Source organism: Altererythrobacter sp. (assembly GCF_050299635.1).
GTDB lineage: Bacteria > Pseudomonadota > Alphaproteobacteria > Sphingomonadales > Sphingomonadaceae > Erythrobacter.
In genome coordinates, this window is record NZ_JBNKWF010000027.1 from 1 (window position 1) to 22,851 (window position 22,851).

The following is a 22,851-nucleotide window of genomic DNA, read 5'->3' on the forward strand; positions in this document are numbered from 1 at the left end:
TATTCCAGGACACACTCGATGGGTTGATTGAAGCTGGGGCAGAGCGTGACGCAGCCAGCATCTTGATACCACCGTCCTGGAGGTATTCGTCAGGCAAAGTAGCCCAGGGCGAATATCTTGGTGTGGTGATATCTGATCTGGGAAAGCAGCGCTTCGAATACACGGCATCGACAGAGGGGCTTGCCTTGTTGGGGGCGCTGGCCTTGGCATTTGTCCCGGAGAGCCCGGCGCACTAATTTTCCGTTCCCTGGATCCGGTTTCCGCAATCGATTTGCAATTCGAGGGGTGGCTTTCGGTCTCCGATAGGCCAAAGCGGAGCTATCAGTCATCGAACCCGTCGTCAGGCTGCGATGCGTCGACCGGTTTTCACATAGATCGGGGTGCTGTCAGTCGGACGCTAACCTCTCTCCGGCAGGCGCAACTCCCCTTACCCCGTTATGCTATCAGGCCATAAGCGTTTGCCACTCTGCCAATGCGGCAGAGCGGCGAGCCTTGTAAGTTTCTCTGTCGACTAGGTGGCGTTCTGAATTGAAATGATTGTGGACGTTAGCGTGGACCGAAGCGAATTTCTGTAAGCTCTTCATTAGCCGGAAACGCTGCATAACTCGTTCTCGCCTGCGTAGAGGCAAGTGTGCATTCTCGACCCTGTTATTCTCCCACCTCCCCATTATTCGACGATCCTCGATTCCCAGTTCGCGCATCGCGGCAGGATAGGATTTCAGCCCATCGGTGACGATCTCGACCGGGCCACCATGGCGCTTCAGTGCCTTCTTGAAGAATGCCAAAGCCGCAGATTTATCACGCTTTTTCGTGACATAGCTTTCCAAGATCTCGCCCTCGTGATCCACAGCACGCCAAAGGTAATGCGTCTCGCCATTGATCTTCACGAAGCACTCATCGACATGCCACCGCCACTGGGTGTAGCCCTTCATACGGCTGATCCGCTGCCGCCTGATGTCAGCCGCGAACAGAGGTCCGAACCTGTTCCACCAGAGCCTGACGGTCTCGTGGCAGATATCGATTCCGCGCTCCGCGAGCAAATCCTCCACGTTTCGAAGCGAGAGTGGAAACCGAACATAGAGCATCACGACCATGCGGATGACTTCAGGCGAAGAGTGGAAATATCGGAATGGATTTTTGGCCTTGTTCATTCAATCCGGCTAGCAGCCAGGCCGATCAGCCGCCATCGCTTTGACAACTCCGCTCTGACAGTGCCATCCTTGAAGAAGCTGATGGGGCATGGCCTCTGGCTGCCGCAGCCCATTGCGCCATGTCAGTGCCGCGAGATGCCGTAAATTTGGCATTTTGTGCGGTTCGCAATCGCAACGCGGCACATGTCAAACGAGATACTCACCTATGTAAGACGCCATGCGTTGGCCAATATCCGATAAGTCCGCGCACTGCGGAGATTCCGGCACGCGTGGCTTAACGGCACAAGTTCAGACGTCCTGAAAGAGCGGCAATGAACAATACGGAAATCAGACATGTTCGCACGCCAACACGAAAAGTAATACCAGCGAATATTTCGACCAGGTCACACCTGCCACCAGAAAACGATCAGCAATGACTGTGGAACCGAGACTCATGATCGACCCTGTAGTGCACCTTCAAACCAATGATCGGTTTTCGAGCATGTTCGTCAACGGACGCTGGCTCGAACCGTCAGGCTCTGTCGAAGTCGACGTAGTGAACCCGGCGAGCGAATTGCCGATTGCCACTATCCGGCTTGGGGACCGGTCCGACGTCGATGCAGCGGTTGCCGCTGGCCGCGCAGCCTTTGCGGGCTGGTCACAGACGCCTGTGAGCCGCCGCGTCGCGATCTTGCAACGGATTCGAAGCCTGATCCTCGAGCGGTCCGAACTGTTCGCGCGGGCCATATCCCTCGAAATGGGTGCCGCGATCACTTCGGCACGAACCGCACAGGTCCCCCTGGCGGCCGAACATGTCCGCGTCGCGGCGGAGAATCTAGCTAGCTATGCGTTCACCGAAATGCGTGGAACGACCGCGGTCACCCACGAACCGATCGGCGTTTGCGGACTCATCACGCCCTGGAACTGGCCGCTTTACCAGATCACTGCAAAAGTAGCACCGGCACTCGCTGTGGGCTGCACAATAGTGCTGAAGCCCAGCGAGCTTTCTCCTCTGAGCGCGCTTCTGTTTGCCGAAGTCTTAGAAGATGCGGGGGTACCGGCGGGTGTTTTCAATTTGATCAACGGGTCCGGTCCGGAAGTCGGTGAAGCGCTTTCGAGCCATCCCGACGTCGACATGGTATCCTTGACCGGATCGACCCGCGCGGGAGTGCTCGTTTCGCAGGCAGCGGCAGAGACGGTGAAGCGGGTGACGCTCGAACTGGGCGGCAAGTCTCCAAACGTCGTCCTGCCGGATGCCGATCTTGAGGCCGCGGTCGCTCCAGGTGTAGCCGCATGTTTCCGCAATGTCGGCCAATCCTGCAGTGCGCCGACGCGTATGATCGTGCCACGCAGCAGTCTGGCCGAAGTGGAAAGAATTGCAGAGGCGACGGTCAATGCACTGGTTGTCGGTGATCCCTCGGATGAGGAGACGACACATGGCCCCATCGCCAACCGCGCCCAGTTCGAGCGTGTGCAGGCAATGATCGCGACCGGCATCGCCGAGGGCGCAAAGCTCGTCTGCGGCGGTACTGGCCGTCCCGATGGACTGGAACGCGGATTCTACGCAAGACTCACTGTTTTCAGCGAAGTGACTGCTGGCATGACCATTGCGCAGAAGGAAATCTTCGGCCCCGTGCTCACGGTTATTCCCTATGATACGATCGAAAAAGCGATCGCGATCGCCAACGATACTATCTACGGATTGGGTGCGCATGTCCAAGGGCGCGACCGCGAACAGGCGCGCCGCGTCGCCCGCGCCATCCGCGCCGGACAGGTTCACATCAACTACCCCGCCTGGGATCCGCAGGCACCATTCGGAGGTTACAAGCGTTCGGGTACCGGGCGCGAATACGGGGTGGAGGGAATGGAAGAATATCTGGAAACCAAGGCGATTGTAGGATTCGACGCCGCCGATGATTGAGACGGTTGTGCTAGCCCCCTGCTAGTCTTGCATGACTCCGCTCGGGACGAGCAGGATCGGTGCAGCGTCATATGGGTTTGGCAAAGAGCGCCATTATCATGACGCGATGCACTTTAGCCGGAAAGCGTCTTGGTGCCAATCCAATGGTATCAAGGTCTAGATCGAGCCGACTTCGATCTTGGAACCGCCCAGAAGGCGATTGAGACTGAACGGTCGGGGATCGACGCTCGGTGTATCGTTATTGACGAAATCGGCGACAAGGTGACCTATGCCCGGTCCGAGGCCGAAGCCATGCCCCGAACAACCGGCGGCGAGGACAAGGCCGCCAATCTTCTCGACAGGCGAAATGACCGGAATTGCATCGGGAGTTGAGTCCACATACGCGCCCCACGCCGAATCGGGTTCGATCCCTGCGACTTCAGGATAAGTCTCGCGAACGTTCTTCAGGATCTTGGCCAGCAGCCGCGGCATTGGGCCGGGACCGAGGACCCGATTTTTCTCAAAGATCAGTGGGTCATTACTCAACAAGGCGCCGATCGATTCCGGACCGCTAATGAAAGATCGTCCGATGCCGAATTCCACCGCCTTCAGTCGTTTGATGAATTGCGGCATAAACTGGCGCGAAAACCGAATGCCTTGCGGCGTGATCTCCAGCGTGGCGCGGCCGCTAATGGCCATCGTATAGCTCCCGTCCAGCCGCCGGGTCATCGCGAAATCGGGGCAATAAAGGACTTCGCCCAGATTCTCGATCGGGCGCGTACGCACCGCTGTCTGGCGTACGCTGGCCTGAGGGAAGGTTACGCCATGCGGGCGAAGGAAGCGCGATGCCCATGCGCCACCCGCACACACAACCGCATCGCACCGGATCGATCCGCGTTCGGTGACTACGCCGGCAACTCTTCCGTTGGTGATTTCAAGACTACGAGCTGCACAGCCCTGATGGATGGTCGCGCCGAGTGCCCTGGCACCTTCGGCGAGCACTGGCGCTGCCAGTTCGGGCTCGGCCTTTCCGTCGTTGACAGAATGCAGACCCCCGACCCATTTGCTGCGATTCTCCGGAATCCGCTCCGCGGCTTCACGCGCGGTGAGCATGTAGGTGTTGACGCCGAATTCCTCTGCCACGGTGAGCCAGGATTCCCATCCGGCAAGCATGTCTTCATCATCGGTCGTGTAGACGAGGCCCGTACGGCGAAAACCGAGATCCATCCCGATCTCCTGCGCCAGACCGTCCCACAAATTCATCGCAAGTATCGCCAGCGGCATTTCGCGTCGATCGCGATTCTGCTGCCGGCACCAGCCCCAGGTACGGCTCGATTGCTCGCAGCCGATATACCCCTTTTCGACCAGCGCGACCGAAAGCCCGCGTTTTGCAAGGTAATAGGCCGATGCCGTGCCGACGATGCCACCGCCGACGACGACCACATCGACAGCTGACGGAAGCTTTTCGTCGCTGACGACGGTCTTGATGGCAGGGCCCATGAAAACACCTCGATTACGGTTCAGGCGGCCAGCCGAGCGGGCCGATTTCTGCTGCTTCAGTCTATCGCATCCGCCACACGAAAGATTGCTCCGAAATCTCTTGCCTGGACAGCATAAGTTCTAGGTCAGCCCATAAAGTTCGGGACCGTGGCGTGAATCAGGTGTGATGATGCGAAATTTCAGACTTGACCCGCATAGACGTTCAGGCGCCGCCGGGGTTCAACAAGCCAAGCACGGAAACCAGCGCTACGATCAGGAACATGCAGGTCGTTTCCAGTATCAGCGAGACTGTCAGCCTACGCCGGGCGCCTGCCTCTCCCCGGTCGAACGCGGGTGTGAGGCGCCAGCGGTTGAGCGCCGCAAATCCGAGCATGGCGACGAACAATGCCAGTTTTACCAATAGCAAGAGCGACCAGCTGCTGTCGATTTGCCAGCCTTCGCGGCCAATAAGTACTGCATTGGCCGCGCCGGTCAGGGTCAGCAGGATCACGACGGCCGTGCCGGTCCGCGCGAACGCGGTCAGACGTTCCACGAGTGTGCGTTCCAGCCGACCCGTGCTGGCAGAGCGAACAAAATGCACGAGCGCACCCAGCCAAAGCGAGGCGGCGGCGAGGTGAACCACATCGAACAGGCGCTGAATACTGCCGATCGTGCCCATCACTGCGCCGGCATGACCCGTCCATGCGTTCACGCCAAGCGCGGTAAGCCCCAGCACCGCCAGTAACACCGTCCGAGGAAATACGATGGCCACAAGCAGGAAGCCCGCCAGCGCGATCAGCCGCCAATGCAGCACGTCGCCCAAAGGTGTCGCGTCGAGCACGGCCAGAACCATGGCCTGGTCCAATTCCCCGACCGGCATCGCAGCCATGACCGCAACATTGGTTACGGCCCACAAACCACTCGCCACCATGGCAACCGCGGCGCCGACGGCAAACAAGAGCCGCATCGCGCCCTCGACCCTGTCGAAGCCCACCAAACGCAAGTGGAAGGGAACACCAGCAAGCACCAGCAGGAGCGCCAGCATCGCAAAGCGCGCGGCAATGAGGGCAGGATCCGCCATCACAGAGGAACTACAGTCCTTGTCACGAGGCGATCAACTCTCACTTGACCTTGAAGGAGTAAGCCCCCTCAATCCGGTGCTGATCCGCGGCGACGACGTGCCATGTCAGATGGTAGGTGCCGGCAGGCAGCGGACGGGGCAATGTAACCGTCAATGTCTTGCCCGTCACTTTCGTCGCAAAGCCCTTCACCGGCATCGGTTTGTGGTTCGCCATCCCGGGCATGCCGGTCATCGTCAATTCGATACCCGACAAGGGGGCGACCAGGTCTTCCGAATAGGTGAGCGTGATATTCGTGGGACTGCTTACCATCGCTTCGGCAGCTGGGCTGGCCGAGACCAGCCTGGGATGGGCCATGGCGGTCGTCGGCAGGACTAGGCCGGCAAGCAAGGCAGGTGCTGAAAGGCGCAGGGCGGAACTCAAGATGGACTTACGCATGATTGCTCCATTGTTTGGGCAGCGGCGTGACAAGCGCGCTGCCAGGAAGTGGCATTAAGGGGCGTCAGAAGATGATACGCAGGCCATCGGCAAATCCCTCGCGATCTGTTTCCAGCAATGGCCGGGATGTGCTAACACCAGTCTATGGAGAATGTCCGGCTGATGGAGTGATGCCTGGCGATCATGCGAATATCGTCACGCGATAAAGCCTGATTGGATAAAGCAGTGAAGGGCATCGATGCCCTGAATTCTGCGATCTGCGAAAGGCCGGTCCCCGTGCGCCTGTATGCATTAGACGACACGGTGTTCCACGGGCGAGACAAAAACTGTCGTCATTGCTTGAGGGATAAACTTCTCCCGCGCGTAACTCATGCATGACAAGTTCCAGATCGCCGTCCGTCGACCGTCGCCGTTTCATCGCCTCGTCCGCCGCCTTAGCCGCCTTGTTGGGAACCGGGCGAATGGCCCCGGCCTGGGCGCGAAGCGGAACCACAGGCCTCGCAACCGGCGGGGCGCTTTCGGGCGATGAGATCGCACTGACGATTGAGCACAACAGCTACTCAATATCGGGCCGCACCGGGCACGCGATAGCCGTTAACGGTACCCTCCCCGCCCCGCTCATCCGCCTGCGCGAAGGGCAAAATGTGCGGATTGCGGTGACCAACTGGCTACATGAACAAAGTTCGATTCACTGGCACGGCCTCCTCGTACCGTTCCAGATGGACGGCGTCCCGGGCGTAAGCTTTCCCGGTATCGATGCAGGACAGACATTCGTTTACGAATTTCCAGTCCTCCAGTCCGGAACATATTGGTACCATAGCCACTCCGGCATGCAGGAAGCCTTGGGTCTTTATGGCCCGATCGTGATCGATCCCGCCGGCATGGACACGCAATACGATCGCGAACACGTGCTGGTCCTTTCGGACTGGAGCTCGATGCATCCGCACGAACAGCTTCGGCGACTCAAACGCATGGGCGGCTATTTCAACTTCCAACGCCAGACGCTTGCGGGCCTGCTGGCGGGCAAGGGGCAAAGCCTTTCGGAACGGATCGAATGGGGCGCCATGCGGATGGACCCTACAGATATTTCCGACGTGACCGGCTCGACCTATTCCTTCCTCATCAACGGGCAAGCGACTGCCGAAAACTGGACCGGCCTGTTCAAGCCTGGCGAGCGGGTGCGCCTGCGTGTCATCAACGCTTCGGCCATGACCAATTTCAATTTCCGCATTCCCGGATTGCCGCTGACGGTTGTCGCTGCCGACGGCCTGGCGGTGCAGCCGGTTGAGACCGACGAAGTACAGATCGCCATCGCCGAAACCTACGACTTCATCGTCACGCCGGGAGAGGATGCTGCCTATGGCATCATTGCAGAAGCCATCGACCGCAGCGGCCAGGTTCGCGCGACACTGGCGACGCGCCACGGGCTCGCCGCGCCGGTGCCGCCACTACGCGAACGCCCGCTTCTGACGATGCGCGACATGGGCATGGATATGAGCGGGATGGATATGGGCAGCGACGGCGTGCTCGATCTGTCGCAGCCGGCCAGTGCTGCGGCGGACGGTGGATCGATGGAAGGGCATTCGATGTCGATGCGCGATCCCTCGGTAGCGCCGCAGGTCAAAATGGGCCCCGGCGTCGCTTCGCTTTCACCCATGCCGGTGAACCGCATGGGCGACAGGCCAACCGGGCTCGAGGAAGTGGGGCACCGGGTCCTGACCTACGATCTCCTGCGTTCGGCCGAGCCGAACCCTGACACAAGGGCGCCGTCGCGCCAGATCGAACTGCACCTGACAGCCAACATGGAGCGGTACATGTGGTCGATCGACGGGGAAGCACTAGCCGATGCCCCTCCGCCAATACCGTTCCGCTTGGGTGAACGTGTGCGCGTCCGGCTCGTCAACGACACGATGATGCCGCATCCAATCCACCTGCATGGCCATTTCTTCGAACTGGTTGCCGGCCAGCCGGGCCGCAGGCCGCGCAAGCATACCGTCAATGTCCTGCCGGGCGGAACGGCAGAGTTCGACCTTACCGCCGATGCGGAGGGTGACTGGGCATTCCATTGCCACATGTTGCTGCACATGCATGCGGGAATGATGCGGGTGGTCACCGTGCGCGACGACACGGAGGCAGCGTGATGCGACAGTTCCTGAGCGTTTGCGCGCTGCCTTTACTTGCAGTGCTTGCCACCCCCGCAGCCGGCCAGGACCATTCGGCGCATGGAGTCCAAACCGGCGACGAGAGTGACCAGGATGCGCATGAGGCAATGGATCATGGCTCGATGGAGCAAGGCGAGACGGACCATGAGGCAATGGATCATGGCTCGATGGACCACGATACGATGGACCATTCCATGCATCACGGTCACACAGCTTCAGACAGCACCGGTCCGGCGGATCGGCCAGGCGATGCCCCGCCTCCGCCAGTGCCGACCGATCATGCGGCCGATGCCGTTTTTCCGCCAGACGTCATGGCCCGCTCCCGCAGAGATCTCTATGCCGGCATGCGCTTTACAGCGTTATCCGCCAGGCTGGATATGCTGGAATATCGCCTGCACGAGGGATCAGACGGTTATGCTTTCGAGGGAGAGGCCTGGTATGGCGGCGACATCGATCGCGCAGTTCTCGGCATCGAGGGGGAAGGTACCTTCGGGGAAACGCCTGAATCCATCGAGTTGGACGCCTTCTGGCGGCACGCAATAAACCCCTGGTTCAACCTGCAACTCGGCGCGCGGCACGATCTTGGGTCCGGTCCCGACCGATCTTACGCCATGGTTGGGATTGAGGGTCTCGCTCCCTATTGGATCGAGACGCGGCTTCGCGCCTTTGTGTCGGAAAAAGGCGATATGCACTTGCGTGCCGAGGCCGCGTACGATCAGCGTATCACTCAGCGGCTTGTGCTCGAACCCGAAGTGGAGCTCGACTTCGCACTGCAAGACGTACCCGAACTCGGCATCGGCAGCGGGTTTGACACGCTCGAACTGTCGGCGCGTCTTCGTTACGAGATTGCGCGGAATTTCGCACCTTACATCGGCATCGTGTGGGAACGGAAACTCGGCCAGAGCGCCGATTTCGCGCGAGCGGAAGGCGAGGATCCGTCCGTGACTTCGTGGCAGGCTGGCATTCGTTTCTGGTTTTGATCGAAAATACCGAAAGTTGTTTGCTGTCAGCGTGTTTTGCCGTTGAGGCTGCGTAACTTGGCAGCATATCGTCGGCGCGGTCGATAGTCTGAAACGATGAAAGCACTTCTCGCGACCGGCCTGACCATCGCCACCCTTTTCTCAAGTCCGGCCCTTGCCCAGGACATCGAAGCTGAAGTCGACCTCTTCGAAATGCAGTTCGATGGCGGTGACGACGCATTTGTCTTCGACAGCACGCTCGCGATCGGCAACGGCGTCGATGGAGTCGCGCTGAAGGTCGAAGGAGGCAGCGAAGCCGGCCCCGACCTGGACGAGATCGGCGCACAGCTACTCTATACGCGCACCATCGGGGCCAGGACGACCCTTCTCATGGGGGTACGCCGCGATTTCCTTCCCGGTGATGACATCAATTACGCGACGGTCGCGGTGGAACACTCCGTCGGCGACATCGTGGAACTTGAGAGCTATTTCTACCTCTCCGAACACGGCGATCTGACGGCAACTGCGCAGGCCCTTGTCGCCGCACCGCTTACCCAGTCGCTCACATTCGAGCCGCGATTCGAAGTGGCTTGGGCGGCACAGGACATCGTGGAAGAGGATATTGCATCCGGACTTACCGGCATCTCCGTTTCGGCCCGGCTGCGCCAGGCCATCGGCCCCATCCTGAACGTTTACGGCGGGGTTATTCACGAACGGCTGGTTGGAGATACCCGCTCGATTGCCCGGGCCGCCGGAGAAAGCTGGAACATCTCCTCGTTTATCATCGGGGCCGGAATGGCGTTCTGATTCGACGCTCCGGCGCAACTATTCTATCAACGCGGCTCTTCAACCCTCATCGACAAGCCAATGTCGCGCCAGCGCGACATGGAGACGAATTCCCGTTTCAAGTACGTCGTCGTTGAAATCGTAGTGCGGGTTGTGGAGCGGCGGCGATCCATCGTCCTTGCCTTGTCCCAGCCAGATATAGCCCCCTGGCCGGGCCTGAAGCATGTATGAAAAGTCCTCAGACGTCGCCGCCGGCTCAGGGGCCAATTCCGCAGTGGCGACTTCTCCCGCAACGGCCAGCGCATCGGCTGCAGCGGAGGGATCGTTTATCGTGGCGGGATAATAACGGTCGTAATCGAGCTCGCACTCGACCTCGAACGAAGCGGCAATCCCGCTCATAATCTGGCGCAACCGTTCCTCGATCCGATCCTGGACCGCAGGATCGAAACTGCGCACCGTGCCGCCCACCCGCACCGTAGCGGGCAAGACATTGTGCGCATGCCCGCCAGAAATTTCGGTAACGGAAAAGACAGCCGAGGCGCTGGAGGGGATGTCGCGCGCGATGATCGTATTTGCCTGTTGTACCAGTGAAGCTGCGGCCAGAATGGCATCGGGCGTATCTTGCGGTAGCGCTGCGTGGCCGCCCTTGCCGGTAACGATGATGGAAAATTTGTCCGCCGCGCCCATAATCGGGCCGGGACGCGTGGAGATTGTACCCGCTGGCAGGCCGGGCCAGTTGTGCAGGGCATAGACCCGATCGCATGGGAATCGGTCGAACAATCCGTCCTCGATCATGTGCCTCGCACCGCCCAGACCTTCTTCGGCGGGCTGGAAGATAAAATTCAGCGTACCGGAAAAACCCGGATCGTGGGCCAGAAACTGTGCTGCGCCCAAAAGCATGGCAACATGCCCGTCATGCCCGCACCCGTGGAAACAGCCCGGGACCGTGCTGGTCCACGCCACATTCGTCTGTTCCTGGATCGGCAAGGCATCCATATCGGCCCGTAAGCCAAGCGTGCGGGGCCCGTCCCCGCAACGCAGCACGCCCACCAGCCCGGTTCCGCCGATCCCTTCGTGCACCTCCAGCCCAGCGGCCCGCAAGACTTCCGCGATCCGGCCGGCAGTACGGTGTTCCGAAAAGCCGAGTTCGGGATGCGCGTGAATATCGCGGCGAAAGGAAATCAGCGGTTCAAGCAGGTTCTGGATATCGGTCAACGCTACTACCCGTCATTCGCCGAACAGGTTCTGGATCGGAAAATGGTGTTTGATGAAAGGGCTCTTTATGACGACATAGCTGAAATATTTCTCGATACCGTAGTCGTTTTCCAGCATGTCTTCCATGATCTGCTGATAATGGGTGACACCGCGAGCAATGAATTTGAGCAAGTAATCGTAGCCGCCTGAAACAAGATGGCATTCGACGATCTCGTCGAGCTTGGCAATTCGCGTTTCGAACCGGTTGAAATCGCCACGCCTGTGCTCGCTCAATGTGACCTCGGTGAAGACGGTCAGAAATTCGCCAAGCTTGTTAAGATCGACCTGCGCGGCATAGCCTGTGATAAATCCGGCCTTTTCCAGACGCTTGACACGGGTAAGGCAGGGGCTCGGCGACAATCCGACGGCGTCGGACAGTTCGACATTGGTAATCCTGCCGGACTTTTGCAGTTCCGCCAGGATTTTCAGATCGATACGATCGAGCTTAAGCCCCAGTGTCACTATTTGCCTCCAACCCCAAGCGCCGCACGGACTTCCGCCACATCCATTAGCTGGTCCAGCGACTTTTCGACCCTGTCGAAAATCAGGTCCATCTCGTCGTCGGAACAGCACAACGCCGGGGCGAAGCCTATCACACCCTGCGGGAAGTTGCGCACAATAACACCATTTTCCCAAGAGATCGCGTTTAGCCTATCAGCGATGGCGAGCTCGGCCCCGAAACTGGCCTTGGTCGACTTGTCACTTACCAGCTCGATCGCGCCAAGCATTCCCCGCCAGCGGACATCCCCTACCAGCGGATGATCGGCAATGGCCTGCAGGCGCTCCCCGAACCGAATGCCCGTCTTGCGCCCGTTTTCGAGCAAGCCGTTCTCGTACAAGCGAATGACTTCAAGCGCGACAGCAGCGCTGACCGGGTGCCCCGAATAGGTAAAGCCATGTCCGACCGGCAGCGCGGCGGGCGCGGAATCTGCGATGGCCTGATAGACATGATCCGCCATCAACATCGCACCCATCGGCACGTAACCGGACGTCAGCCCCTTTGCCAATGTCATGAAATCGGGCTTCACGCCCTCGGCATCGCAGGCGAACATCGGCCCGGTCCGACCGAAACCGGTGATCACTTCGTCGACAAGCATCAGGATCCCCAACCGGTCGCAGGCATCGCGAATGGCCTTGAGCCAACCGACTGGTGGCACGATGACACCGCCCGATCCCTGGATCGGTTCGCAGAAGAAGGCGGCCACCTTGTCGGCACCGAGCTCGGCGACTTTCGCTTCCAGCGCGCTGACCGTGGACGCGATGACCGCTTCGTCGTCATCTCCATTCTCGTGGCGATAAGGATAGGGTGAGGCAATATAGTGCTGCCAGGGGCGCGGCAGGTCGAACCCGCGGTGAAACGCTGGCAGTGCAGTCATGCCCGCGCCGGTCGAGCTTGACCCGTGATAACCCCATTCCAGCGCTATGAACTGCTTCTTGTCCGGCTGACCGATCGCATTGAAATAATGCGTGATATACCGGATCGCGCTGTCGACCGCGTCGGATCCACCCAGTGTGAAATAGACGTGATCGAGGCCGGAAGGCGCCAGATCGGTGAGCTTGTCGGCCAGCCGGATCGCCGCTTCGCATCCGTAATGGAAATAGCTGGTCGCATAGGGCAAGGTGCGCATCTGCTCCGTCGCGGCCTCAACGATGCTTTCCTGCCCATACCCAGCGTTGACGCACCACAATCCGGCAAAGGCGTCGAGAACCTCACGCCCGTCGGAATCGGTCAACCACATGCCCCTACCACTGGACAGCACCCGCACGCCATGCGCTTCGTGGCCGCGGAATGAGGTCACCGGATGGATCAGATGCGCGCGGTCCATTTCCGTAAGTGAACGGTTTGCCATCGGATCCATCGAACTATGCAATCCAGCCATGTCAGTATTCTCCATAGCTCGATCCTAGCGACACGATTGCGGAGTCATTCGCCGAAGTTCTGCCTCTTTTGGGCTGGTGGTCGACCGTTAGCAGCAAGCGTGCAGCATTTTATGCCGGCCAAGGCCAATCTACCGCACACGCATCGTGACCATTCCTGCGTTCGAAAGAGTCCGCAGGAAGTATTGAGCGTGGTCAAGCGCAGCCGGATTCAACCGATCGCGGCGGCGATCGCCTTGCCACAGGTTACGGTATCGGCCTTCCCCTGCAGGTCGCCAGTACGCCCGGCCGGAGTGGCAAGCGTGTCTTCTATCGCCGTCATGATCGCATCCGCCGCCGCCTTCTCGCCAAGGTGTTCGAGCATCATCGACGCCGACCAGATCTGGCCGATCGGATTGGCGATGCCCTTGCCCGCGATGTCAGGCGCCGAACCGTGAACCGGCTCGAACAATGATGGGTGCGTGCGATCCGGGTTGATATTCCCGGACGGAGCGACCCCGATCGTGCCCGCGCAGGCGGGACCGAGATCGGACAGGATATCGCCGAACAGGTTGGAAGCGACGACGACATCGAACCGCTGAGGATTCAGCACGAATTGTGCGGTCAGGATGTCGATGTGATACTTGTCATGCGTGACATCGGGATAATCCGCGCCGATCGCCTCGACCCGGCCATCCCAGAACGGCATGGTGATCGCAATGCCGTTGGATTTTGTCGCGCTGGTAACGTGGCGACGTTCGCGCTGCATCGCCAAATCGAATGCGAACCGCAGAACCCTGTCCACGCCGTGCCGCGTCATCACGGTTTCCTGGATCACGACCTCACGGTCTGTGCCGGCGAACATGTGCCCGCCGACCGAACTGTATTCGCCTTCGGTGTTTTCGCGCACCACCCAGAAATCGATATCGCCCGGACCGCGCCCTGCCAGCGGACACGGCACGCCCGGCATCAGGCGCACCGGCCGCAGATTCACATACTGATCGTATTCGCGCCGGAATTGCAGCAGCGATTGCCACAGCGAGATATGATCGGGCACGATATCCGGCCAACCGACCGCGCCGAAGAAGATCGCATCGACATCGCCGATCTGCGACTTCCAGTCATCCGGCATCATCTGCCCATGCTGGGCGTAGTAGTCGCAACTGGCGAAATCATGCCATTGCAGATCGAGTGTAAAACCGAATGCGGATGCCGATTGCTCCAGCGCTCGCACGCCTTCGGGCATGACTTCCTTGCCGATCCCGTCTCCGGCGATACAGGCGATCTTGTAATGACGGCGCTTGTTCATGTTGTCTTTCAGAACGAGAGGCCGCCGACGTGGAAGGCCTTGGTTTCCAGATATTCCTCGATGCCATGCGTGCCGCCTTCGCGGCCGATGCCAGATTGCTTGATCCCGCCGAACGGGGCCATTTCCATCGCGATCGATCCGGTGTTGAGCGCGACCATGCCGGTTTCGAGCTGTTCCGCGACGCGGAAGGCGCGCGAGACATCATTGGTGTAGAAATAGCTGGCCAGCCCAAAGGGCGTGTCGTTGGCCATGGCGATCGCCTCCGCCTCGCTTTCGAACCGGAACAGCGGAGCAACGGGACCAAAGGTTTCTTCGCTAGCCAGTTGCATTTCCACATTCGCATTCGCCAGGACGACGGGACGCACGAACCGCCCGTCATTGCGGCCACCGCCCTCACCAAGGATCTGTCCGCCCCGGTTCAAGGCATCCTCGACATGGGCCGAAACCTTGGCCACCGCCGCATCGTTGATAAGCGGCCCGATGGTCGAGCCTTCTTCCATGCCGGGTGCGACATGGAGTTTCGCCACCTCCGCGCACAGCCGTTCAGCAAACGCATCGTGGATCGCCGAATGGACCAGCAGCCTGTTCGCGCAGACGCAAGTCTGGCCCGCATTGCGAAACTTGCTGGCCATCGCCGCCTTTACGGCGAGTTCGAGATCGGCATCCTCGAAAACAATCAGCGGGGCATTGCCGCCCAGCTCCAGGCTGAGCCTTTTGACCGTATCGGCACATTGCCGCATCAGCAGCGAACCGACCCGGGTGGAACCGGTGAACGACAGTTTGCGCACGTCAGGGCTCGCCGTGATCGTTGCCCCGATATCCTGCGGCATTCCGGTAACGATGTGGAAGACCCCATGTGGAATACCGGCTCGCAGCGCGAGATCGCCCAGCGCCAAAGCTGTGAACGGCGTCATTTCGGATGGTTTCACGACTACCGGGCAGCCCGCGGCAAGCGCCGGGGCGCATTTGCGCGTGATCATCGCTGCGGGAAAATTCCAGGGCGTGATCGCGGCAGAGACGCCGACCGGCTCTACCATCACGATGATCCGCCGATCGCGTTCGGGCGAGGCGATGTTACGCTCGCCAACGCGGCGGCCTTCCTCGGCAAACCATTTGATGAAGCTGGCGGCATAACGCATTTCGCCCAGCGCCTCGGCCATCGGCTTGCCCTGCTCCGCTGTCAGGATCCGGGCCAGATCGTCGAGATTCTCCAGCACCAGCGCATGCCAGCGTTCGACCAGCGCACAGCGTTCGTTGGCGGTCATCGCACGCCAGCTGCCCCAGCTTGCCTTGGCCGCATCGATGGCGGCCTTGGTTTCTGCCGCACCGCAGGCAGGAACGCGACCGACGACACTGCCGTCGGCGGGATTGTCCACCTCGATCGAATTGGAATCGGGCGGCAGCCATTGCCCGTTGATCAGAGCAGCCTGGCGCAGCAGCGAAGGATCGGAAAGTTCAACCATTAGCCGAATGCCTGTGTAGCTAGAGCAAAAACGCGAGGCCCCTCGGCGACCGGTGGGGGCGTCCCTTTAACCATTGTTGTGACTGTCGCGACGCAGGGCAGGCCCAGGGCCTCAAGCCAGCGTGACAGGCCCAGTCCCTCGACCGCGTCGACGCGGCAGAAACGCCCGACGCGCGTACCAAAACAGTGCGAAACCAGCAGCTTCGCTCCATCAATATCGGGCGCGACGATGGGGCCGATGAACCCGCCACGGCCGAAACGACGCAACATGGCAAAACCCGCCGGTTCGTGATCGCGAGACAACACGACCGTCTTTGCATCGCGCGACATGGCGTTGAACACTTTCGTGCGATCCATACTCATCGCCGTGCTGTACATCGCGGGCAAGGCCACATCGGCATTGCCCATAGGACGCAGCCGTTCGCCCAGATTGAGTTCGCTCAGCGGAACGGCAGGTGCAGTGCCTTGATGCTGGCGTACGACACCGGTCGGAACGAAGCCAAGCTTGGAATAAAACGGCATGCTTTCCGGTGTCGCATTCAGGATAATGTTGCGCCCCTTAAGTCGGTCGAGCATCGCGTCCATCAACTGGTGACCAATGCCATGGCCTTGCATCTTGGTCGCCACGAGCACCATGCCGACCATCGCGTAATTCTCCGCCATGCGCCACGCCAGGATCGTGCCGACGACCTTGCAATCACGTACGGCGACGATGCCCTCGCCAAGCTCACAGAACAGTTCCCAGTCTTCCTGGCGATGGGGCCATGAATATTCCTGTGACAGCTCGATCGCTGCAGGAAGGTCGGGCTCGACCATGTCGCGCAGTTCGACTCCGATCTCAACTCTCGTAGCCAAGAGCATTTCTCCATGCATGTCCGGCGTGCAGATACCGCATGCCTTGTCGTGTGATCAGATGCTCTAATGCCTCAGCCATGGCAGGAGGTGCCGGTTTCCGTCCGAAAACGAAATGAAGTTTCGTTCGCAGGTGGGGTGGAGATATGAGCGGTCATTTTCATGGTCAGCTTCGTCTAGTACCCCCGCTCGCGATCGATTTCTCCTTCGAGCGGTTCGGCGGCCATTTCGCGCCGCAAGTTCGCGATCACGGAATGCACTGCGGTTTCCTTGCGCGTCACACCCGCGACGTGCGGCGTGAGGAAAATGGCAGGATGGTGATAAATTGGATGGCCCGACGGGAGAGGTTCCGGATCGCTCACATCGAGAAAGGCCTGGGCCAATTGCCCGCTGTCCAGTGCCTCGATCAGATCATCCTGAATCAGGTGTCCGCCACGGGCGGCGTTGATCAGTGTGGCGCCCCTCTGCATCTTTGCGAATAGATCGCGACACAGAATGCCGCGTGTCTGCTCGGTCAATGGCAGAAGGCAGATTACGATATTGCTCGCAGACAGAAACCTGGAGAGACCATCTTCGCCGGAATAATTGTTGACGCCTTCAATGTCGCGACCGCTCCGACTCCATCCGTTCAATGTGAAGCCCAAGGGCCGCAAGCGCTCTATCGCGGCACGGCCAAGTTCGCCCAGGCCCATTACGCCGACGGAACGTTCCGAACACAGCAATACATCGCGCGGAGCCCAGCGCCCCTCGCGCTGGGCGGCAATGTAATGCGGCATCTCACGATGAGCGGCGAGCGTTGCCATGGTGATGTATTCGGCCATGGTGGTCGTGATCCCGCTTTCGATCATGCGCACGACCCGGACATGATCCGGCACCCGCGACAGGTCGAGTTGATCGACACCTGCACCGATACTGAACAGGATCTCAAGATGCGGCAGATCCGCGATCAGTTCTTCGTTCAGCACCCAGGCAATCAGGTAACGAATGTCATGCCCCTCGCGAGGATCATCCTCCGTCAGAAATGTTATATCCGGCATATCGCGCGCGAAGACAGCCTTCCAGTGTTTGCCGCGTTCGGGATCGCCGACATGAAGTATCGCGGTCATCGGGAAGGTTTGCCTTTCTTGCGGGCGCGCAGCCAGGTCAGCGGGCCGCTGACGACGAGGAACAACAAGGTAGCGGCAGCGGCGAGCATGAGGTAGCGCCCGAGCGGCTCGCTGATGTCGCCCGTATGAATAGGCATTACGGTTTGCCAGAGCTCTTCGCTCTGTTCGTAGGGCACGTTCGCCAGAACCTGCCCGTCGCGGCCCGATATCCGCACGACATCGACCGCGCGTACTCCGCCACGCGGCGCGCGCAAGTTTACGGCGAGATTGCCATCCGGGCCAAAGCGTATGTCTCGCACTTGTGCATCAGGATAGGCCTCGCGCGCAATTGCAATGGCGCTGTCGATTTGCGGATCGGTCAAGGTCAGGGGCGACGGTGGCGCCACTTGCACAGCTTGCGAGAAGGATAAATCGGGCGCAGAAAGCAGGATGCCGGTCATCCCGCTCGTCCCCAGAACCAAGCAGACGACGGCACCTACACTGCGGTGCCATCCGCGCAGACGCATCCGTTTGGGAAGGCGAGGCGTTGCGGCGAGAGTCTTGCCGATGCGGCCAGGCCCCGGCCACCATTGCCAAACGCCGGTGGTAGCGATCAGGACAAGGACAAACCCGTTCAGGCTCACAATCAGGAGTCCGGTATTCCCGGCATTCAGCTGGTAGTGGATATGGAGGACCGCTTCCATGGGGAAGGCCCAGATCGCTCCCTTGCGCAAGACTGCCCCGGTGCCGGGATCGATTGCGGCATAGCGGACCGTTCGGTCGGCCCCCTCGAGACGAGCAAGCGCAAGAGACGTTTCGTCCGGCGGCATGAAGATTCGCGTCACGCGCATATCGGGCCATGCCTCATGTGCGGAACGGGAAATGAGTGAGACCGGGACCGCCCCGCCAGCACTCGCCGAGGCGGGAGCGAGCAATCGGGTCAGCGGTTCGCGAAAGAGTAGCGCGGCGCCCGTTGTCGCCTGCACCAGCAGAAAAGGCGCGAATGCCAGAGCGAGCCAGCGATGGTATCTCAGAAGGCTCTTGGGTTTCGCCATGAATATCAGTCAGTACATGAAAAGCCGCTGGTCCGGGAGGGGCAGGACCAGCGGCTCATCGAAGAGACCGGTCAGAAGTAGAAATCTACTCGTGCGGTCCAGGCGCGCGGCGCGCCGGGTGCGACCCAGTATCTGTGGTACGATGCCGAATAGTATTCTTCATCGAGCAGGTTGGTAACGTCAAAGCTCAATTTGACGTTGTCACTCGGCTGGTAGCTCATAAGCGCGCGGACCAAGGTGTAACTCGGGAGGAAGAAATCGAAGCCAGTTTCACCCAACCGCTTGCTGGTATGATTGACACCGGCACCGATCGTGACGATACCCGCCGAAGCAAGCTCAAACTCCTTGGTCACCAGCAGATTTGCCTGATGCTTTGGAATGTTGATCAGCGGATCACCCTTTTCGATCGCGAGACCGAAGTCTTTGTCCGATCCGGCAGTGGTCCACGCTGCATCGGTATAGGCGTAATTCGCAAAGATGGTGAAACCACCCGGCAGCATCGCGGAGATATCCGCCTCGATACCCTGGCTCTTCGCTGAACCAGCCGCCGCGCTGAAACCCTGGTTTATGAGGTCCGACGTAAGGATATTCGACTTGGTCATGTGGTAGGCAGCAACAGTAGCGTTGATCGATTCGTCCACGGAAATAAAACGTATGCCCGCCTCATAGGACTTGCTTGTTTCCGGAGCGAACGGATCCTTGTCTACATCGGTACCGCTGTTGGGGCGGAAACCAGTGCCATAGGCGGCATAGAGACTGATCGAGTCGGTGATTTCGTAAAGCGCACCAACGGTGGGACTGAAGCGCTCCTTGGTCACTACGGTCACGTCGCCGCTCGGACGCTGAGTGATGCGTTGGTTGAAGTGATCGAATCTACCACCGACGCGCAACTTGAGCCGCTCACCCAAGTCGATCTGATCCTGGAAATAGATGCCCCAGGACTTCTGTACCTCAAGCGAGTTGGTGAGCGTTGTGTTTGGCACGACAACCTGGCCGTAGACCGGGTTAAAGATGTCTATGGCATACATGCCGGGCAGGATCGGATCGCCGACGTTATAGCCCTGGTTCCAGCGATAACGCGTTTGCAGCAGGTCAATCTTGAACCGGTCCCAGTCGGCACCGACAAGAACGTGATGCGTCAAGGCGCCCGTGTAGAGTTTGCCGGAAATCTCGCCACGGAAGACCGTATTGGTCGTGTTGTAGTCGCGGAAACGGCGCTGGCGAACAAGTATGTTCCCCGTTTCTTCCAACGTCTGGCGAAAACCGGAAAGTTCGGCATCGCTCGAAAATCCTGTAAAGCTCGTGTCGCGGTAACCCGCGCCAAACAGAATGAACCAGTCGCCCGACAATTCCTGCTGGACCTGGAGCTGATGGCCAAGCACATCGACCTCGATCGGCCCATCACCTGGTTCACCAAGGAAACGAGAGATCGGGATCACGCCAAGCTCACCGTCGACTGCGACGATGCCGCGATCGAACGGGACGTTGTTGTCCACAAATTCCATCTCGTAGCTGATCTTGGTCTGATCGGTCGGCGCGAACAGAATAGAAGGTGACGCGACGATCTTGTCGGATTCGATCGTATCGCGGAACGAGCCGGCATCCTGTGCTGCGCCATTGACGCGGATTGCAAGCTGATCGCTTAGCACCAGATTGTAGTCGCCGGCCACGCGATAGGTGTCGAAACTGCCGCCAGAGAGAGAGAAGCTTCCAAACGTCTCGGACAGGTCGGCCTTCTTGGTGATGATATTGACAGTACCGCCCGGCTCACCCCGCCCGAAGACCGCGCCATTCGGGCCTTTGAGCACTTCGATGCGATCGATATTGGATGCATCGCGCGGGCCGCCATAACCGCGTCCGCCATTGAACCCGTTGACGAGGAAGCCACTCGGGAAGTTTTCGTCGCCGGCAAAACCGCGGATCGCAAAAGCGTCCCACAACCCGCCGAAGTTGTTCTGACGTGCGATACCGCTAGCAAGATCCAGCGCTGTATCGAGGCGTGTGATGTTCAGTTCTTCGAGCAGCTCGCCGTCGAGCGTCTGAACTGTTTGTGGCACTTCGGACAAAGGGACATCGCCGCGATACTGCTGGCGCAGACCGGTGACGGTGATGACATTGCCATCATCAAGCCCCGGATCGTCTTGCGCAACGGCAAATGTGGGAAATGCCATCGTTGCCGTTCCGGCGAGTAGCGTGGCGGTAATTGCGGACTTCATAGTCGTCATGTCATGACCCCTCAATGAGTTGAACTTGCCCTGCATTGGTCGGGTTGCATTTGTGTCAAAGCAGGATTTCTATTGCTTTGGATCGACCTGCAACTTCTTCTGCCAATGCCGAGACTATGCGGCCGAGTGCGTAGGATCGTTCGAACTTGTCCCCTGGTGCAGTCGAAAATGACGAATTGATGACTGTTCCCGCGCAAAATGCTGCAGCGCGTTGAGGGCGGTGTTGCGTCAAATGGACATGGTTTGGACTTCGCAATCTGACCCCGGCGAGCTAGCGGCAAACAGGCGAGTCCCCTCGCAAGATTCTGAAGTTTTTGAACCACCGGATATCGCAGCGCCTTTGCTTCAGGGCCGCGCAAGGCATCAATGGCGATTCAGCGCGTCCGTGCTTTCGCAACGGGGGTCAACCGAGGGCGGCGGTACCGAAATCTTGCGATCCGTTGGCTGTGCGATGCTTGTCATGCCTGACTTACTGTTTCGCCAGCTGCTTCAGGGGCGATAGAGATCGGGATAGTATCCCGACATCTGCAGCTTGACCGTGACCGGCGTGTCGCCCTTGTTGCGCCAATACCAGCCGTGATTGCCATCGAACGGTGCCACGAAAGTGCCGGCTTGACCCTCTGATTGTTTTGCGACCCAGTAACTGGTGAACTCGTCATCAGCTGCATTGGGCGGCTCGCCGTGCATGTCGACCTTTACCGGGCCTCCCGATGATTCCCACTTGAAAACGAAACTGTCGCCCTTGGTCATATGCGATTTGACCTCGATCCCGCTGTGCGGGGCAAGTTCGATCGTTTCTTCATCTTCGCGCCAGGGCACCCTCGCCTCGATCGTTTCCTGCGTCGGAGTAGCCGAATGCGATGATGGCGGCGCTACGGTCGCGGCTTTGGCTTCTCCAGCGCTCATGCCCGCAAGGCCAATCGCGCCACCAACGCCAGTCGGATCGATACCGGTTTCGGCAGGCAGGACGAAGAGCGTCACTACAGCAGCTGCAACCGTGACTGCTCCCAGCGAGGCCTTCGCCAGCGCCGCCGGCGATGCGTGTGCGGTTGGCGGGAGTTTGGACTGTTCGTTCATCTCATGCTCCCTGAGCGGTGAAATAGCCGATCATCTGAAAACCGACGAGGACGAAGCCCGCGCACATCAACGCCGCATTGGCTACCAGTGCACTGCGCTGGAAACTTGGAGAAAAGCGCCACAGGTTCATCAAGATGAGGATGATCGCAAGTGCCATGAACTGCCCCAGTTCGACTCCGACGTTGAAGGCCAGGAGATTGGGCACCAGGCCGTCTTGCGAAAGCGTCAGGTCCTGGAGTTTGGTGGCCAGACCAAATCCGTGGAACAGGCCGAAGACGAGGACCGCCACTTTGGGATCCGGTCGTTTGCCGAACACGGTTGTAAAACCGTCGAGATTGTCGAATGCCTTGTAGGCGACCGAAAGCCCTATGATCGCATCGACGATATAGGGATTGGCCCGGATATCGAAGATTGTGCCGACCAGAAGCGTCGTGCTGTGGCCGATCGCAAACAGCGTGACGTAGATGCCGACGTCCTTCATCCTGTAAAGGAAGAAGACAACCCCGGCCAGGAACAGCAGATGATCGTATCCCGTGACCATGTGCTTGGCACCAAGATACATATAGGGGACGATGTTGATCCCGCTCGTCCCCTCGATGAAGGCCTGGTCGCCTTCTTCCACGCCGTGCGCCCGGGCGGCGCCGGCCAGAAAAAGGCAGACCAGCGCCGCTGCGAAGGCGATGGTGCCCCGGACAATGTCGCTTCCCCAGCCCGGACGGCGATTGAGGAAAGGCACCGTCAT

At 59.6% G+C, this 22,851-nt stretch carries 20 protein-coding genes; 5 read left to right on the forward strand and 15 right to left on the reverse strand.

Annotation, left to right across the window (positions count from 1 at the left end; all coding sequences use genetic code 11):
* On the forward strand, positions 1-236 hold a 236-nt coding region (locus tag ACQY6C_RS12790; protein ID WP_427969329.1), incomplete at its 5' end, for a hypothetical protein.
* 207 nt (positions 237-443) lie between these two features.
* Here the strand turns inward: ACQY6C_RS12790 and ACQY6C_RS12795 are convergent.
* Positions 444-1,151 carry an IS6 family transposase gene (locus ACQY6C_RS12795; RefSeq protein ID WP_427969331.1) on the reverse strand — a complete coding sequence of 236 codons (708 nt, stop codon included), beginning with the start codon at positions 1,149-1,151 and terminating at the stop codon, positions 444-446.
* Between the two features lie 433 nt (positions 1,152-1,584).
* Between ACQY6C_RS12795 and ACQY6C_RS12800 the strand changes: the two genes are divergently transcribed.
* Positions 1,585-3,051 (forward strand): aldehyde dehydrogenase family protein, encoded by a 1,467-nt coding sequence (locus ACQY6C_RS12800; RefSeq protein WP_427969333.1) that lies wholly within the window; start codon positions 1,585-1,587, stop codon positions 3,049-3,051.
* Between the two features lie 156 nt (positions 3,052-3,207).
* Here ACQY6C_RS12800 and ACQY6C_RS12805 read toward each other — a convergent pair whose 3' ends face one another.
* From ACQY6C_RS12805 to copC, 3 genes are all read right to left on the reverse strand, one after another.
* Positions 3,208-4,530 carry an NAD(P)/FAD-dependent oxidoreductase gene (locus ACQY6C_RS12805; protein WP_427969335.1) on the reverse strand — a complete coding sequence of 441 codons (1,323 nt, stop codon included), beginning with the start codon at positions 4,528-4,530 and terminating at the stop codon, positions 3,208-3,210.
* Between the two features lie 202 nt (positions 4,531-4,732).
* Positions 4,733-5,590 (reverse strand): CopD family protein, encoded by an 858-nt coding sequence (locus ACQY6C_RS12810; protein ID WP_427969337.1) that lies wholly within the window; start codon positions 5,588-5,590, stop codon positions 4,733-4,735.
* A 40-nt stretch (positions 5,591-5,630) separates the two neighbouring features.
* Positions 5,631-6,026, reverse strand: a complete 396-nt coding sequence (gene copC, locus ACQY6C_RS12815; RefSeq protein ID WP_427969339.1) for a copper homeostasis periplasmic binding protein CopC — start codon at positions 6,024-6,026, stop codon at positions 5,631-5,633.
* Between the two features lie 374 nt (positions 6,027-6,400).
* On the opposite strand from copC, the gene ACQY6C_RS12820 reads away from it, so the two are divergent.
* From ACQY6C_RS12820 to ACQY6C_RS12830, 3 genes are all read left to right on the forward strand, one after another.
* Entirely contained in the window at positions 6,401-8,167 is a 1,767-nt protein-coding gene (locus tag ACQY6C_RS12820; protein ID WP_427969340.1) for a copper resistance system multicopper oxidase, read from the forward strand.
* Positions 8,167-9,168, forward strand: coding sequence for a copper resistance protein B (locus ACQY6C_RS12825; protein ID WP_427969342.1), 1,002 nt, complete (start codon positions 8,167-8,169; stop codon positions 9,166-9,168). Before ACQY6C_RS12820 ends, ACQY6C_RS12825 begins: the two co-directional genes overlap by 1 nt.
* Positions 9,169-9,264: 96 nt before the next feature.
* Positions 9,265-9,954 carry a copper resistance protein B gene (locus tag ACQY6C_RS12830; protein ID WP_427969344.1) on the forward strand — a complete coding sequence of 230 codons (690 nt, stop codon included), beginning with the start codon at positions 9,265-9,267 and terminating at the stop codon, positions 9,952-9,954.
* Between the two features lie 39 nt (positions 9,955-9,993).
* Here ACQY6C_RS12830 and ACQY6C_RS12835 read toward each other — a convergent pair whose 3' ends face one another.
* The 11 genes from ACQY6C_RS12835 to ACQY6C_RS12885 all read right to left on the reverse strand — a co-directional run bounded on the left by ACQY6C_RS12835 (position 9,994) and on the right by ACQY6C_RS12885 (position 22,851).
* Positions 9,994-11,148 carry a M20 aminoacylase family protein gene (locus tag ACQY6C_RS12835; protein WP_427969346.1) on the reverse strand — a complete coding sequence of 385 codons (1,155 nt, stop codon included), beginning with the start codon at positions 11,146-11,148 and terminating at the stop codon, positions 9,994-9,996.
* Positions 11,149-11,160: 12 nt separating this feature from the next.
* A complete protein-coding gene (locus tag ACQY6C_RS12840; protein WP_427969348.1) occupies positions 11,161-11,649 on the reverse strand; it encodes an Lrp/AsnC family transcriptional regulator in 489 nt (162 codons plus the stop codon).
* Positions 11,649-13,067: an aspartate aminotransferase family protein gene (locus tag ACQY6C_RS12845; RefSeq protein WP_427969350.1), complete on the reverse strand. Its 1,419-nt coding sequence runs from the start codon at positions 13,065-13,067 to the stop codon at positions 11,649-11,651. Before ACQY6C_RS12845 ends, ACQY6C_RS12840 begins: the two co-directional genes overlap by 1 nt.
* Before the next feature lie 209 nt (positions 13,068-13,276).
* Entirely contained in the window at positions 13,277-14,353 is a 1,077-nt protein-coding gene (locus ACQY6C_RS12850) for a tartrate dehydrogenase (RefSeq protein WP_427969351.1), read from the reverse strand.
* An 8-nt stretch (positions 14,354-14,361) separates the two neighbouring features.
* Positions 14,362-15,816, reverse strand: coding sequence for an NAD-dependent succinate-semialdehyde dehydrogenase (locus ACQY6C_RS12855; RefSeq protein ID WP_427969353.1), 1,455 nt, complete (start codon positions 15,814-15,816; stop codon positions 14,362-14,364).
* Positions 15,816-16,670: a GNAT family N-acetyltransferase gene (locus ACQY6C_RS12860; protein WP_427969355.1), complete on the reverse strand. Its 855-nt coding sequence runs from the start codon at positions 16,668-16,670 to the stop codon at positions 15,816-15,818. The genes ACQY6C_RS12855 and ACQY6C_RS12860 overlap by 1 nt, the downstream gene beginning before the upstream one ends.
* 173 nt (positions 16,671-16,843) lie before the next feature.
* Positions 16,844-17,773, reverse strand: a complete 930-nt coding sequence (locus tag ACQY6C_RS12865) for a 2-hydroxyacid dehydrogenase (RefSeq protein ID WP_427969357.1) — start codon at positions 17,771-17,773, stop codon at positions 16,844-16,846.
* Positions 17,770-18,807: a PepSY-associated TM helix domain-containing protein gene (locus ACQY6C_RS12870; protein ID WP_427969359.1), complete on the reverse strand. Its 1,038-nt coding sequence runs from the start codon at positions 18,805-18,807 to the stop codon at positions 17,770-17,772. Before ACQY6C_RS12870 ends, ACQY6C_RS12865 begins: the two co-directional genes overlap by 4 nt.
* A gap of 71 nt (positions 18,808-18,878) precedes the next feature.
* Complete coding sequence (locus ACQY6C_RS12875; RefSeq protein WP_427969361.1) at positions 18,879-21,032, reverse strand: TonB-dependent siderophore receptor; 2,154 nt, start codon at positions 21,030-21,032, stop codon at positions 18,879-18,881.
* 489 nt (positions 21,033-21,521) lie between these two features.
* Complete coding sequence (locus ACQY6C_RS12880; RefSeq protein ID WP_427969363.1) at positions 21,522-22,109, reverse strand: hypothetical protein; 588 nt, start codon at positions 22,107-22,109, stop codon at positions 21,522-21,524.
* 1 nt (position 22,110) lies between these two features.
* Positions 22,111-22,851, reverse strand: coding sequence for a HupE/UreJ family protein (locus ACQY6C_RS12885; protein ID WP_427969365.1), 741 nt, complete (start codon positions 22,849-22,851; stop codon positions 22,111-22,113).

Coding starts and splice junctions, on each gene's coding strand:
- copC (WP_427969339.1), bottom strand. CDS start 6,026: ATGCGTAAGTCCATCTTGAGTTCCGCCCTGCGCCTTTCAGCACCTGCC.
- ACQY6C_RS12880 (WP_427969363.1), bottom strand. CDS start 22,109: ATGAACGAACAGTCCAAACTCCCGCCAACCGCACACGCATCGCCGGCG.
- ACQY6C_RS12870 (WP_427969359.1), bottom strand. CDS start 18,807: ATGGCGAAACCCAAGAGCCTTCTGAGATACCATCGCTGGCTCGCTCTG.
- ACQY6C_RS12800 (WP_427969333.1), top strand. CDS start 1,585: ATGATCGACCCTGTAGTGCACCTTCAAACCAATGATCGGTTTTCGAGC.
- ACQY6C_RS12855 (WP_427969353.1), bottom strand. CDS start 15,816: ATGGTTGAACTTTCCGATCCTTCGCTGCTGCGCCAGGCTGCTCTGATC.
- ACQY6C_RS12845 (WP_427969350.1), bottom strand. CDS start 13,067: ATGGCTGGATTGCATAGTTCGATGGATCCGATGGCAAACCGTTCACTT.
- ACQY6C_RS12850 (WP_427969351.1), bottom strand. CDS start 14,353: ATGAACAAGCGCCGTCATTACAAGATCGCCTGTATCGCCGGAGACGGG.
- ACQY6C_RS12865 (WP_427969357.1), bottom strand. CDS start 17,773: ATGACCGCGATACTTCATGTCGGCGATCCCGAACGCGGCAAACACTGG.
- ACQY6C_RS12810 (WP_427969337.1), bottom strand. CDS start 5,590: ATGGCGGATCCTGCCCTCATTGCCGCGCGCTTTGCGATGCTGGCGCTC.
- ACQY6C_RS12795 (WP_427969331.1), bottom strand. CDS start 1,151: ATGAACAAGGCCAAAAATCCATTCCGATATTTCCACTCTTCGCCTGAA.
- ACQY6C_RS12825 (WP_427969342.1), top strand. CDS start 8,167: ATGCGACAGTTCCTGAGCGTTTGCGCGCTGCCTTTACTTGCAGTGCTT.
- ACQY6C_RS12830 (WP_427969344.1), top strand. CDS start 9,265: ATGAAAGCACTTCTCGCGACCGGCCTGACCATCGCCACCCTTTTCTCA.
- ACQY6C_RS12875 (WP_427969361.1), bottom strand. CDS start 21,032: ATGACGACTATGAAGTCCGCAATTACCGCCACGCTACTCGCCGGAACG.
- ACQY6C_RS12885 (WP_427969365.1), bottom strand. CDS start 22,851: ATGACGGTGCCTTTCCTCAATCGCCGTCCGGGCTGGGGAAGCGACATT.
- ACQY6C_RS12805 (WP_427969335.1), bottom strand. CDS start 4,530: ATGGGCCCTGCCATCAAGACCGTCGTCAGCGACGAAAAGCTTCCGTCA.
- ACQY6C_RS12820 (WP_427969340.1), top strand. CDS start 6,401: ATGACAAGTTCCAGATCGCCGTCCGTCGACCGTCGCCGTTTCATCGCC.